General features: G+C 45.5%; 17 protein-coding genes. 2 read left to right on the top strand and 15 right to left on the bottom strand.

All coding sequences use genetic code 11. The features are described from left to right. Position 1: 1 nt before the first annotated feature. The 5 genes from ACLD71_RS06590 to ACLD71_RS06570 all read right to left on the bottom strand — a co-directional run bounded on the left by ACLD71_RS06590 (position 2) and on the right by ACLD71_RS06570 (position 2,552). Positions 2–562 carry a pyridoxamine 5'-phosphate oxidase family protein gene (locus ACLD71_RS06590; protein WP_411993720.1) on the bottom strand — a complete coding sequence of 187 codons (561 nt, stop codon included), beginning with the start codon at positions 560–562 and terminating at the stop codon, positions 2–4. Between the two features lie 144 nt (positions 563–706). Further along, positions 707–1,153: a YaiI/YqxD family protein gene (locus tag ACLD71_RS06585; RefSeq protein ID WP_303514721.1), complete on the bottom strand. Its 447-nt coding sequence runs from the start codon at positions 1,151–1,153 to the stop codon at positions 707–709. A 52-nt stretch (positions 1,154–1,205) separates the two neighbouring features. Then, the gene (locus ACLD71_RS06580; protein ID WP_411993718.1) at positions 1,206–1,748 is read right to left on the bottom strand and encodes an N-acetyltransferase family protein; all 543 of its coding nucleotides are present in this window, start codon (positions 1,746–1,748) and stop codon (positions 1,206–1,208) included. Between the two features lie 13 nt (positions 1,749–1,761). After that, entirely contained in the window at positions 1,762–2,091 is a 330-nt protein-coding gene (locus tag ACLD71_RS06575) for a TfoX/Sxy family protein (RefSeq protein WP_411993716.1), read from the bottom strand. Then, positions 2,091–2,552, bottom strand: coding sequence for a RidA family protein (locus ACLD71_RS06570; RefSeq protein WP_137672511.1), 462 nt, complete (start codon positions 2,550–2,552; stop codon positions 2,091–2,093). The genes ACLD71_RS06575 and ACLD71_RS06570 overlap by 1 nt, the downstream gene beginning before the upstream one ends. Positions 2,553–2,791: 239 nt before the next feature. Here ACLD71_RS06570 and ACLD71_RS06565 point away from each other — a divergent pair, with 239 nt between their 5' ends. Continuing rightward, the gene (locus ACLD71_RS06565; protein ID WP_137672512.1) at positions 2,792–4,144 is read left to right on the top strand and encodes a DEAD/DEAH box helicase; all 1,353 of its coding nucleotides are present in this window, start codon (positions 2,792–2,794) and stop codon (positions 4,142–4,144) included. A 139-nt stretch (positions 4,145–4,283) separates the two neighbouring features. On the opposite strand, the gene folE is transcribed toward ACLD71_RS06565, so the two are convergent. From folE to nirB, 10 genes are all read right to left on the bottom strand, one after another. Continuing rightward, a complete protein-coding gene (gene folE / locus ACLD71_RS06560; RefSeq protein WP_137672513.1) occupies positions 4,284–4,964 on the bottom strand; it encodes a GTP cyclohydrolase I FolE in 681 nt (226 codons plus the stop codon). A 66-nt stretch (positions 4,965–5,030) separates the two neighbouring features. Then, positions 5,031–5,774, bottom strand: a complete 744-nt coding sequence (gene folM, locus ACLD71_RS06555; protein ID WP_411993713.1) for a dihydromonapterin reductase — start codon at positions 5,772–5,774, stop codon at positions 5,031–5,033. Continuing rightward, complete coding sequence (gene folX, locus ACLD71_RS06550; RefSeq protein ID WP_137672514.1) at positions 5,767–6,177, bottom strand: dihydroneopterin triphosphate 2'-epimerase; 411 nt, start codon at positions 6,175–6,177, stop codon at positions 5,767–5,769. The genes folM and folX overlap by 8 nt, the downstream gene beginning before the upstream one ends. Before the next feature lie 106 nt (positions 6,178–6,283). Continuing rightward, positions 6,284–6,841, bottom strand: coding sequence for a DUF3833 domain-containing protein (locus ACLD71_RS06545; RefSeq protein WP_137672515.1), 558 nt, complete (start codon positions 6,839–6,841; stop codon positions 6,284–6,286). A gap of 77 nt (positions 6,842–6,918) precedes the next feature. Continuing rightward, positions 6,919–7,125, bottom strand: a complete 207-nt coding sequence (locus ACLD71_RS06540; RefSeq protein ID WP_137672516.1) for a DUF3565 domain-containing protein — start codon at positions 7,123–7,125, stop codon at positions 6,919–6,921. An 8-nt stretch (positions 7,126–7,133) separates the two neighbouring features. Beyond that, positions 7,134–7,559, bottom strand: a complete 426-nt coding sequence (locus ACLD71_RS06535) for an Lrp/AsnC family transcriptional regulator (RefSeq protein ID WP_137672517.1) — start codon at positions 7,557–7,559, stop codon at positions 7,134–7,136. Positions 7,560–7,616: 57 nt separating this feature from the next. Beyond that, complete coding sequence (gene cobA, locus ACLD71_RS06530) at positions 7,617–8,390, bottom strand: uroporphyrinogen-III C-methyltransferase (RefSeq protein WP_137672518.1); 774 nt, start codon at positions 8,388–8,390, stop codon at positions 7,617–7,619. A 198-nt stretch (positions 8,391–8,588) separates the two neighbouring features. Next, positions 8,589–9,401: a formate/nitrite transporter family protein gene (locus ACLD71_RS06525; protein WP_137672519.1), complete on the bottom strand. Its 813-nt coding sequence runs from the start codon at positions 9,399–9,401 to the stop codon at positions 8,589–8,591. A 35-nt stretch (positions 9,402–9,436) separates the two neighbouring features. Then, entirely contained in the window at positions 9,437–9,763 is a 327-nt protein-coding gene (gene nirD / locus ACLD71_RS06520; protein ID WP_235836172.1) for a nitrite reductase small subunit NirD, read from the bottom strand. Further along, positions 9,763–12,321, bottom strand: a complete 2,559-nt coding sequence (nirB, locus tag ACLD71_RS06515; protein WP_411993710.1) for a nitrite reductase large subunit NirB — start codon at positions 12,319–12,321, stop codon at positions 9,763–9,765. The genes nirD and nirB overlap by 1 nt, the downstream gene beginning before the upstream one ends. A 321-nt stretch (positions 12,322–12,642) precedes the next feature. Here nirB and ACLD71_RS06510 point away from each other — a divergent pair, with 321 nt between their 5' ends. Further along, positions 12,643–13,452, top strand: a complete 810-nt coding sequence (locus ACLD71_RS06510; RefSeq protein ID WP_411993708.1) for a substrate-binding periplasmic protein — start codon at positions 12,643–12,645, stop codon at positions 13,450–13,452. Positions 13,453–13,459 lie beyond the last annotated feature (7 nt).

Raw genomic sequence — 13,459 nt, 5'->3', positions numbered from 1 at the left:
TTTAGTCAGTTATTTTTGATAAGGCTAGGATATGGGTATCAACCCCATCTAAGCTTTGCTGGTTTTTCTTCGCCCAATATTGCTCAATACCTTTCTCACCTTGCTTATCTGCCCACTGACTTAGTTCTTCTCTAGGCGCTACATAGTCGTAAAATGGCACCGACATTCCGCACGAGCTCTGCACCATATCAATATCCAACAAGTAGAGTTGCCGGGCGCCATTTAGGTTAGAGAATAATTGACTATAACTTTGCCAACATTCATCTCCTCGATGAATCGCTGTCGCCTGTCCGTATAAACGCAAGATAACGGGTTTGCCTTCAAAGGCACAAAACATAATCGTCATGCGTGGATCTTGGCTCACATGAGCGGCAGTTTCATTGCCACTGCCGGTATAGTTTAGCCACACCACTTGGTGTTTGTTTAGCACTCGAAACGAGTCCATACCTTTTGGCGACAGGTTCACTTTTCCGCTTGGCGCTGCTGTTGCCACAAAAAACATCTGTTGTTGTTCGATGAATTCGACGTGAGGGGGGATCATCGCACTAAACTGTTTACCCATTAGTTGTCATCCTAGAAAACCTAAACGCAAGTGGTTTAGTTTATCAACAAGTGATGACAGTTCAGTGATCTATCAACGCTTTAACCCAATAAGCACCTTGATAAACAAGCTAAAATGACGGGGGAACGTCCAGCGCTTATAGCCTTATTTATGTTTGGCGAGAATAGAATCTAAATGGCTAGCAAAGGCTTTTCGGTCGGCTTGGCTAAGCGCAGCTGGCCCGCCAGTATGCACGCCGCTGGAGCGCATGGTGTCCATAAAATCACGCATGTTAAGTCGCGATTTAATATTGCTTTTCGTATACAGCTCACCGCGGGGACTAAGTGCTTGGCCTTGTTTCGTAATCACCTCATCGGCCAATGGAATGTCTGAAGTAATCACTAAATCACCTTCGCTCACTCGTGCCACAATTTCGTTATCGGCTACATCAAAACCAGCACTCACCTGTAAGCTAGAAATAACTTTTGAAGGCGGCGTCTTTATGTATTGATTCGCCACCAAGATAAGAGGAATTTGGGTGCGCTCGGCAGCACGAAATAGTATCTCTTTAATCACCACCGGACAGGCGTCGGCATCTACCCAAATCTTCATTTATAATTACTCTTCAACAATCGTGCGGCTACTATGCCAAATTAATGATTGATTACAAGATCGCTCGCATGTCGATATTATAAATCTCGGTATGAAAGCCACCGTATTCATCAAAACCACAAGCCTTATAAAAATGTCGCGCGCGATGGTTGCTTTCTTGAGTCCCGCCCATTAACACTAAGCTTCGCGCACCTTGCTGCTTAACATGTCGCATCAAAGGTTTAATGGCTGCAGAAGCTAAACCTGCATTTTGATATGCATCGGCTATACACGGCGCAAAAATTACGTCTAATTCAGCCTGTAAGCTTACGCCTTGGCGACTGTAACGCTCAGCTTCCTCTGACGATATGTGACGCTCAACAATAAAGTAACCCGCAACCAGGTCTTTATCCATAATCACCCAGCGTTCTGCGCTATCAGTGCTAATGGCTTCACATAAGTGTTTAGCTTGCTGCTGAGTTAATGGATGCGGCCCAAAGCGGCAAGTGGTTGCGGGGCTTAAACCTTGGAAAAAAGCACCTAAAGCTTCAGCGTCACCCCGCTCTATTAAACGCAAAATAAAAGTACGATCGTGCTTAGCTTCAATCGATATCACTGCCATTTTCCTTCTATTTGGGCGCGAGGCTATGCACAAAATTAAGGCAGTAGTCTAACCATTTTTCGCGCTGTTCTGCAGTGAGCAAACCCTCAGCAGACACATAAATCATGCCCTTCATCGGTTTACCGGTAAAAGTCATCTCTGAGGCATGTGCAAGCTTTAAGCAGCTAAGATATTGGTTCGGCCCAACTCGTGCCATCAACCTATCGCCGTTAATACCACAGGCCATGTGCCCTGCTACCATAAAACACAAACCGCCAAACATCTTTCGTTCGCTAATCTCCACCTTGTCATTTAGCTGCAGTCGAATCTTGTTGGCCAAGTCTGAATCAAAAGCCATTACTCAGCCACCTCAAATATCGAATCAATCACCAGCGGTAAGTTTGCTCTGAGTGATACCGCAGCAAATACCGAGCGCGCATGCAGACCTCGCTCACCAAATACTTCTACCATTAACGCTGAACAACCATCGAGCACTTCTGGGTGTTGCTCGAATTGCTCGGTAGCATTTAGAAAACCCTGTAGCTTCACCACTCTACTCACCTTGTCTAAGGAACCTAGGTGCTGCTGTACTGCGGCCAAAATGTCTAAACCCGCTACACGAGCAAAATCAGCCCCCTGCTGGCAGCTAAATTCGCGGCCTAGCTTTCCTTTTGGAATGTTTGCTAATCCAGCAACCGGCCCCTTGCCCGATACATAAAGCAAGTTACCGGTTTGCACGCAATTACTGTAGCTTGCTGCAGGTCCTGTAGGTGTGGGCAAAGTAATTCCTAGCTCAACCAATCGCTCGGCTATACTCATATTGGTTCCTTATATGCTGGTACAAGAGCAAGTAATAGTGTCTTTCAGACTAGCATGATTACCGTTTATTCGACGTAATCTAGGCCACTGGCATTAATTAACTAAAAAACTCGCGAATTAAATGCCAAGATTAAGCCAGAAGCCTAGCCCAAGCATGGTACTCACTAGCAACTTACTGTAAGCTGCACGCCCGCCACAAGTGCGGCCATGCATACCTAATTACCACAAGAGAATATTCTATGAGCTTTGACTCCCTGGGTTTATCTAAACCCCTTTTAGAAGCGGTAGCCGCTCAAGGTTACGACACACCTTCGCCAATTCAAGCCAAAGCTATTCCTGTGATTCTTGAAGGTAAAGACATTATGGCTGCCGCACAAACTGGCACCGGTAAAACAGCGGGCTTTACCCTGCCCCTGCTTGAACTTCTGAGCAAAGGCCCTAAAGTACGTAACAACCAAGTTCGCGCCTTGGTATTAACCCCAACCCGCGAGCTAGCAGCACAAGTGGGCGAAAGTGTTAGCACTTACGGTAAAAACCTGCCATTAAGTTCAACCGTAGTATTTGGCGGGGTAAAAATTAATCCGCAAATGCAAAAGCTGCGTCGCGGTGCCGATGTATTGGTAGCAACACCCGGTCGTTTATTAGATTTGTACAATCAAAACGCGTTTCGTTTTCAGCAACTTGAAGTGATTGTTTTTGATGAAGCAGACCGCATGCTAGACATGGGTTTTATTCACGACATTAAAAAGATTTTGGCTCTATTGCCTAAAAAACGCCAAACCTTGATGTTCTCAGCCACCTTCTCTAACGAAATTCGCACCTTAGCCAAGAGCCTTGTGAGTAATCCTGTAGAGGTATCAGTTACGCCGCCTAACGCTGCAGCACCAACTGTAGAGCAGTGGATTGTACCGGTAGATAAGTCGAAGAAATCGGCCTTACTAACTCGCTTGATTCACGACAATAAATGGCAACAAGTACTGGTATTTAGCCGAACCAAACATGGTGCTAATCGCTTGGCTAAGCATTTAGACCATAGCCAAATTACCGCGGCAGCCATTCATGGAAATAAAAGCCAAGGCGCACGAACTCGCGCATTGGCAGACTTTAAAAGCGGTGACGTAAGAGTATTAGTGGCTACCGACATTGCCGCTCGCGGTTTAGATATTGATCAACTGCCACAAGTCGTGAACTTTGACCTACCCAACGTAGCTGAAGATTATGTACACCGTATTGGGCGTACTGGTCGCGCTGGCTCAACAGGCCAAGCAATATCTTTAGTGTGTGCCGATGAAATTGCTGATTTGAGCGGCGTAGAACATTTAACGGGCAAACTGTTAGAGCGTAAGGTAATGGAAGGGTTTGAGCCATCAACCGCCTTACCACCTACCACCTTAAGCGGTAAGCCCATTAAACCGAAAAAGCCGAAGAAGCCTAAGCAACACCGCAATGATCATCGCGATGGTCAGCGTTCGAGTGAAAATTCTCGGGGTAATAAGCCGGTTGGTAAAAATCGCCGCCACGCTGGCGGCGGTACTACAAAAACCAGTTCTAGGTTTGCTAAGCCTAAACCGGCTAATTCTGGTAACAGATAAATAAAAAGCCCGACGACATGTCGGGCTTTTTTTAAAATTCTGACTAATAATACTCAGGCAGTTAACTGCTTAAACGGCACTCACGCTTAGTGAGCGCATCACATACGCCTCGTCTATGCGCCTGCATTATTATCAATGCTTAACCTAAAAATTCTCTACGAACAGATTTGCTAGTCTTAAACAACCCACCGTAAGCCGACGTTTGGGTGCTTGAACTGGCATCCATTACCCCGCGCGCTTTTACACAGAAGTGGGTCGCATCCATAGTAATGGCCACATCATCGGTACCTAGTAGGCTTTGCAAAGCAACCAGTATTTGCTGAGTTAGCCGTTCTTGTACCTGAGGCCGCTGGGCAAAAAAGCGCACAATACGGTTAATTTTAGATAACCCGATTATGTTGTCTTTAGGGATATAAGCCACTTTGGCTAAACCATCAATGGTGACAAAATGGTGTTCACAAGTACTCGTGAAAGCAATATCTGAGATCTTCACCATCTCTTCTACCGCCATTTTATTTTCAATGATGCTGATTTTTGGAAAACGCGAATAATCCAAACCAGAGAACACTTCATCAACAAACATCTTGGCAATACGATGCGGAGTTTCAGCTAGGCTATCATCTTTTAAATCCAAGCCTAAGGTTGCCACTACGTCAGTCAAAGAGGCCTTAATTTTTAAGTACTTTTGCTCGTTGGTTAATTGATTTTCCAGCAAAGGTGTTTCAATACCTTTATCAATTAATGCTTGGCGTACTTGAATTGCCTCTGGTGACAAGCAAGCGTCTTTTCTAAATTGTTTTTCAGCTAACGCTACTTTCATAATCACTTCCTTTAGATTGTCTTTCTTTTCTCACCCACTGCGGTTTACGTAACAACACTACTAACCCTAGACCAGATGGCGCCCGCCGTCTAAGCCGATAGTGCGTCCAGTGAGGTATTGGCTGCTCATTATATAGTTAACCGCTTTTACCGCTTCAGCCGCACCTGGCTCAACAGCCATTAGCGATTTAGCGAGCGCTTTAGTTTTGTATTCTGGTTTGTCGCCTTGGTTAAACATCAACAGCGAAGGCGCAATACTATTCACTTTTACCCTTGGTGCAAGCCGTGCCGCAAAAGAATGCGTTAAATTAGCCAGGCCAGCTTTACTGGCCGCGTAAGCAATGTGTTTACTACTGCCTTTTTCTACAACGTAATCAGTCATATGAATAATATCGGACAGCTGATTATGGGTTTGGTTTTTCAGTAACTCTTCAAAAGCCAAATTAAGTTGATAAGGGGCGCTAACATGCACGCTCCACATTATTCGCATCAACTCATGCTCATTATCCAAAGCGCCATTTTTAAGCCACTGTGAGGCATTGTGAATCACTGCACGCAATGCTTGGTAATGCTGCAGTACGTAGGCAATAAACGCGCTAATTCCAGCCTCATCAGCAAAATCAGCCTGAATACAATCCGCCCCTTTATCTCGTAGGGCGAGCACTGCCGGTTTGTCGCGACGATAGGTCACTAACACCGAGTAACCCTGATCCAACAGATTCTCAGCAATGGCCAAGCCTAAACGCTGAGTGCCACCGGTGATAAGCACCGGAGCCGATGGAACAGTTATCGCATTCAATGGCTTATTCACTGTCACGCGAGCCTGATAAAGTTACCGATACTGAATCGGCAAACCGCAAGGCGTGAGGTTTGTCTACGGTAATGCTGGCGCTAATCACCCTTGGTTCATCCATGGCTAACGAGAGCAAGTCGGCGCAGAGTTTCTCTAACAAGCGAAAATGACCTTGTTCTACATGGGCAATCATCGCCTTGGTAATCACTTTATAATTAAGCGCCAAATCTTCGCTGTCGGCTTCACACGCTTTGGTGGCTTGATAGCGAATCTCGGCATTAATCACTACATCTTGCTGCTTACTTAACTCTTCTTGGTTAAAACCTATGTAGGTACGCAAACGTAAATTAGTAATAGTAATTAACGCTGGGCCTAAACTAAAACTGCTGGTCAGTGGTGCAAGATTAGATACCTTACTCATTTAACTCTCTCTTTAATTCATGTTGCTTACTACATACCTAGCGCATTTAAGTAGGCATTAACAAGTTAGTTGCTCTTTTAAGTTAACTTTTGTGCACTCGGCAGTTTTAGCCAAGCACCTGCTTTTGAATCACTAAACTAACGGAGCCTACTTTAAAACCGAACTTTTTCATTACTGACTCGTTAACAATAGTGGCTGGGTTAACCAGATACATTTTGTCTTCCACCACCACGTCCATCGGGCTTCCCTTATAGTCAAGCGTAAGTACGTAGTCCATAAACAAGGCATTACCGGCCAAACGCATGGTTGCGGCTTGGCTTACATCATTTGCGCTGGCTAAAAAACTGCCGTCGGACTGGCGAACTAAGGTCCAAATGCGCTGTTGCTTTTCACCGTCGTCAAAAACAAAATGCTCGTCTAGGGTGCCTACGCCTTGTTCATCCCAACTGGCATCAATCACCACATTAAAGTAACGAATCAATTCCCCTGAGCGGTTTTTCACAATGCCGTGAGCAGTAAGCTTTCCGCTAAAGAAGTCTTCGATGACTAGTTTGGGTTGATTGGCCGCATGACTTGCAACATCAGCACTGGAGCAACCTGCCAGCCCAGCTAACAATCCAAGTAACAAGAGATAGCGTTGATAAACGCTAGATGCAATTTGCATAGGGTTTTCGCCAAACAGGAACAATACAAATAAAACGAGGGAAGCAGGGAAAAAGATCTATCAACTTGAAATAATTGTTAGTTCCAGTCGCGAGGAGCCAGTTCTGTACACTTAACGCAGTTAAGCGTTTGACCAATCATTGATGAGCGGCCTTTATAGTCCATTACCCATGGGCGGTTTTGCCAAGGCGGTTGATGCCGTACATGCTGATAATGCCCACAAGCTAGTCGAGCCACCCAATGCCGCTCATCGTCTAGTTCAAAACCCACTATCACTTGCTTCATCACTGTCCTTAGCGGCTAAACATGTCACGTAATACCATGTGAGTGCGCACCATTACCATTTTCTCCATTTGTTCTAATTGCAAACGGATTTCTTCAAGCCGCGCCATGCTTGCCACTTCAATATACAGCAGCATGTCTACGTCACCTGAAATAGCTTGGCAACGCTTTACTTCGGGAATACCTCGCATAATCTCGGCATAAGCTTCACAATTATGTTCTTTATATCGTAGCTCTAAATGCGCAGCGATAGGTGCGGCTTGTTGGGCATGACCTAAACGGGCGTGGTAGCCACTTATTACACCTTGTTTCTCTAGATTGCTTATTCGCTCTGCGGTGGCCGAGCGAGACAGATTAACCTCTCTGGCAATTTGACTCACCGGTGTTCGTGCATTGTCGACCAACATGGCGACAATTTTTTGATCAAACTTATCCAAGCATTACTTCCCTATATCTACCCATTCTGGCTTAACCAGACATGTTGGCTGGTGTGGCTAATATGGCTCGGGCGTGAACCAAGCAAGCTCTTGATGCAACTCGGTAACGCTGCCTACCACAATTAGCGATGGGCTGATGGCTTGCTCGGCCAGTATCGCTAGCTCTGCCAATTTGCCGGTAAGCACCCGTTGTTGTGGGGTTGCGCCGCGCTCAATAATGGCGCAAGGAGTAGCGTCGTCTAGGCCATTGTTCACCAAATTGGCTTGGATTTGTGGGCACTGTTTCAAGCCCATGTAAAACACCAAGGTATGGTTTGAATGGGCCAACGACGGCCAATCAATATCTTCACCATGTTGTTTTAAATGACCGGTAATAAACTGCACACTCTGCGCATGGTCGCGATGGGTTAGCGGAATGCCAGCATATGCAGTACACCCTACCGCAGCAGTAATGCCAGGCACTACTTCAAAAGGCAGATTTTCTGCGGCTAACGATTGCAGTTCTTCACCACCACGGCCAAAAATAAACGGGTCTCCACCTTTTAGGCGCACCACATGTTTACCTAGCTTGGCTTGGTCTACCAGTATTTGATTGATATCGGGTTGCGGTACAAAATGGTGGTCAAGCTGCTTACCTACGTACACCATCTCGGCCGTTGGCGAGGCTAAATCGAGGATCTCTTGCGATACCAAGCGGTCATACACAATCACGTCTGCGGTGCGGATCCGCTTAACCGCTTTTACCGTTAATAAGTCTGGATCACCCGGACCAGCTCCCACCAATGAAACAAAACCCAAGTCGCCATTTGGGGCAGAGGGAGATAAAGACATTTGCAGCATCCTTTTAAAATCTATTACTAACAGTTTAGCGGGCTAACGCCGATGGCGTAGAGTACCAGCTCTGTGGCTTGCTGCCTATATTAGCCTTGGCCTTGGTGTGGGTAAGTTAATATTCTTTAGAAACAAAAAAGCCCCTAAGCACAAAGGCTAGGGGCTTCTATTTCTTCAGCAAAATGCGCTGCTTAATGCTTAAGCGGCATTGCGTTGTGGCAAGGTTTTACCATGAGTCACATAAATGCTCATACCTGTCACCAATAAACCGCCCACAATGTTACCTAAAATAACCGGGATAAGGTTCCAGCCTAACCAGTCAGCAATAGTAAACTCGGCGCCTAACATCATGCCTAATGGGAATAGGTACATGTTTACGACGGCGTGTTCAAATACCAAACCGAAGAAGATGAAGATGGGGAACCACATGGCTAATACTTTGCCGCCAACGGTTTTAGAAGTCATTGCACCAACCACGCCTAAACACACCATCCAGTTACACAAAATGCCTTTAACAAACACCGTAATCCAGCCGTTTAAGCCGTGCTCAGCAAAACCTAAAGTACGCGCGGTAGAAGCTTTGATAAACGCTTGGCCTACAGCACCCGGTTCAACACTAAAGTTCATGGTAAAGGTTAAGGCCACCAAAAACGCCACTGCCACAGAACCAATTAAGTTACCTAAGCCTACTAAGCCCCAGTTACGTAATACACCCGCTTTAGTCACACCAGGACGTTTTTCTAATAACGGCAATGGTGCAAGTGCAAATACACCGGTCATTAAATCAAAACCCATCAGGTTTAAAATACAAAAACCCACTGGGAATACCAATGCACCCACTAGCGGAATACCAGTTTGCACGGCTGCGGTAATCGCTACTGCTACCGCAATCGCTAAAATAGCACCAGCCATAATGCCGCGAACAATGGTATCGCGGGTCGACATAAACACTTTGCTTTCACCGGCATCGATCATGGTTTGAACGAATTCAGCGGGTTTTACGTAAGACATATTAGTCCTTAATGTTAAAGTTAAATCGAAATTCTTTAGGCGCTTACGGCTACCTTGCCGGCGCTAACTTTTACTGGGTAGCTAGCAACAGATACTGTTGGGTTTTCTAGGCATTCACCGCTGGTTAAATTGAAGCGTTGTTTTTTAAGTGGGCTAGCAACCCAAAGTTGACCTTGATGCTCAACAATCAATCCGCGTGATAACACGTTAGATTGAGCAAAAGGGTCCATGTTATTGATCGCAAATACTTGCTCGTCATCACGTGGGCGGAACAAAGCTACTTGAGCCCCGTTCACTAATGCGCAAATACCGGTGCCTGGGGTGATGTCGTGTAATTTACAAACTGTTTCAAAGCTCATGATTATGCCTCCAACTCAACGTGTAGAATGTCGCCTTTAGCGCCTGGATTTTTTTCTGAGAACGTCGCTGGGCGATGCTGTTCACGCTCGTCCACAAACACCACGTTGTTGTCACGTTGGTCACTGTTAATAAAGTGAGCAAAGCGTTTTAGCTGTACTTCGTCGTTAATGGTATCGGTCCATTCACAACTAAAGTTTTCAATTAACTTGGTCACGTCGGCTTCGAGCTGTTGGTTAATGCCCAACTTATCGTTAACGATCACTTCACGCAGGTAATCTACGCCGCCTTCTAGGTTTTCTAACCACACTGAAGTACGTTGTAGTTTGTCGGCAGTACGGATGTAAAACATCATGAAACGGTCGACATATTTAAGCAGCGTAGCTTGATCTAGATCGGCCGCTAATAAGTCGCCGTGGCGAGGTTTCATGCCACCATTACCGCCTACATACATGTTCCAACCCGCGTCGGTAGCAATAATGCCTAAGTCTTTACCTTGTGCTTCAGCACACTCACGGGTACAGCCCGATACACCAAACTTCATTTTGTGCGGGGTACGAATGCCTTTGTAGCGATTCTCTAGCATGACCCCTAGGCCAACACTATCTTGCACACCAAAGCGACACCAGGTGCTACCCACACAGGTTTTAGCCATGCGCAGCGCTTTACCGTAGGCTTGGCCTGTTTCGTAACCCGCTTCTATTAGCTTACGCCAAATAGTAGGAAGGTCGTCTTTTTGCGCGCCAAATAAACCAATACGCTGCGCGCCAGTAACCTTGGTGTATAGCTTGTATTCTTCGGCCACTTCAGCCAATACACCAAGGGCTTTCGGCGTTACTTCGCCGCCCGGCATACGCGGAATCACCGAGTAAGTGCCGTCTTTTTGCATGTTGCCAAGGAAGTTGTCGTTAGTGTCTTGTAAGCTCACCAATTGCGGTGCTAATACATGATCGCCCCAGCAAGAAGCCATAATTGAGCCAACTGCAGGCTTACATACTTCACAACCATAACCTTTGCCGTGCTTAGTGAGCACTTGGTCGAAGCTTTTCAGGCCTTCAATACGAATCAGGTGGAATAACTCTTGGCGTGAATATTCGAAGTGCTCACATAAGTGGTTGTTTACTTCTACGCCCGCTTTAGCCAGCTCTGCATTAAGCACTTGGCCAATCAGTGGCAAACAACCGCCACAACCAGTACCTGCATTGGTAGAGGCTTTAATTTCGGCCATAGTGGTTTGACCGTCAGCCACTGCTGCAGCGATCTTACCCTTGGTAACATCAAAACAAGAACAAATCACCGCTGAGTCAGGCAAAGAGTCTGCACCCATTGCTGGCTTCTCTGCGCCTGCATGAGCAGGTAAAATTAAGGTGTCAGGATGTTCCGGTAAGTCGATATCGTTAAGCTTAAGTTGCAATAAGTTACCGTAGTCAGCGGTATCACCAACCAAAACCGCACCTAGCAGTTTTTTGCCGTCTTCAGACACGATTAAGCGCTTGTATACGCCCTCTTCATCGTTTTGGTACACAAAGCTCTTACAATTTGGTGTGCGGCCGTTGGCATCGCCAATGCTGCCTACCTTTACGCCGAGTAACTTAAGCTTGGCACTCATGTCAGCGCCTTCAAAGGCGTTGTTATTGCCCAATAAATGATCAACGGCCACTTGCGCCATTTTGTAACCAGGTGCGACTAAGCCAAAAAAGCTCTCATTCCAAGACGCACATTCGCCAATCGCGTAAATGTGTTCGTCTGACGTTAAACACTGGTCATTAATTGCAATACCGCCACGAGGCGCAATGCTTAATTCAGATTGACGCGCCAACTTATCTTGTGGGCGAATACCGGTAGAAAATACAATGAAGTCGACTTCTAATTTGCTGTCGTCGGCAAACTGCATGGTGTTACGAGCTTGCTCGCCTTGCGCTTGGATTTCTAAGGTGTTTTTGCTGGTATGCACTTGCACACCCATGCGCTCAATTTTGTTGCGCAGCAATAAGCCGCCTTGCTGGTCTAATTGCTCGGCCATCAGTACTGGAGCAAATTCAATCACGTGGGTTTCTACGCCCAGTGCTTTAAGTGCACCCGCAGCTTCTAGCCCTAGTAAACCGCCGCCGACTACTGCGCCGCTTTTGCTCTTTTTAGCGCTACCTTCAATGGCTTTTAAATCTTCAATGGTGCGGTAAACAAAACAATCTTTATTTTCGCTGCCCTTAATAGGCGGTACCCAAGGGTAAGAGCCTGTTGCCATTACTAGCTTGTCGTAATTGATTTCACGACCAGTGCTTGAGTAAACCACTTTTTGCTCACGGTTAATGTTGATAGCGCGCTCGCCTAACAACACCTCAATACCGTGTTTCTCGTAAAAGCCATGCTTCACTAAAGACAATTCTTCAGCGGTGTGGTGAGAAAAGTATGAAGACAAATGAACGCGGTCGTAAGCTACTCGCGGCTCTTCACAGAAAACGGTTACGTCTAATTGGCTCAGATCAGCTTTATCAACCAAATCTTCCAAATAACGGTGACCCACCATGCCATTGCCAATTACAACTAGCTTCAACTTGCTCATAGAATTCCTAGGGACAAAATAAGATTAATGCGCGGATAATAGGATGTAACAAAAATAAAAGAATGATGTAGATCAATAACAACTTTAAACTACCCTAAAGAGGTATATTGGTCATTTATACTGCAAATTCTGAAATATTCTTACATTTGAGTAATAAAAACACACTAAAAGACACGTATTTCGCCTAACGTGATTTTGTAAACAGATGAAATTATTTTTCACATACCTACTCAAAATAGGTAGTTGGTGTGAATATTGAGCACTGAGTTTACACACTCAACTACAGTTAAATCAGGTGAGCGTTAACAAACAGAGCAGGTAATGATAAATAAGTTAAGCAAATGTTATCGCAGAAAATTTAGACTACTTGCAGGTATTGCTTGGCTAGTTTCTCACTCGGTAATTGCCGCAGAAAATATCAATTTAACCAGTGGCGAGTGGCCTCCTTATTTATCAGCTAAATTAAGCAAAGGAGGTATTGCTGCGCAAATTGTCAGCGAGGCTTTTGCCCTTAATAACATCAATACTTACTATGGTTATTATCCTTGGAAGCGCTCTTATGAGTATGCTCGTCGCGGATTTGGTGCCGCTAACGCTAAATGGCACGGCAGCCTTGCATGGGTCAAAACCTCGCAACGCGAGCAACACTTTTGGTTTAGCGATCCCATTGTTAGTGATAAAGAGGTTTTATTCTTCTTAAAATCTAGGCCGATTCACTGGCATAAAATAGAAGATTTAAAAGGAGTCACTATTGGTGGAACCATGTTTTCTGTCTATCCCTCGCTTGAGAAAGCCGCCAAAAACCAGCTTATAGTGTTAGAAAAAGTAGGCGATTATCAGCGTCTATTCGAACGACTGCTGCACAAACGGATAGATGCGGTTGCTCTCACCAAGCATGTCGCGCTGAATTATATCAACTATCACCTCAGTAACAGCGATGCTCAGCAAATTAGCTATTCAGAAACCTTGCTCGAACAACGTAAGTTTCGTTTGATGTTATCTAAGCAATATCCAAACAATCAACGATATCTGAAACAGTTTAATCAAGGATTACAAACGCTAAAATCTAGTGGGAGATATTCCGAAATAGTCGACCAATTTACCCCCCGTTTATTGTCACCGTTAAATTAACGGCAAT

Source organism: Agarivorans sp. DSG3-1, assembly GCF_046774965.1.
Taxonomy (GTDB): Bacteria; Pseudomonadota; Gammaproteobacteria; order Enterobacterales; family Celerinatantimonadaceae; genus Agarivorans.
This window is presented reverse-complemented; position numbering and strand designations above follow the sequence as displayed.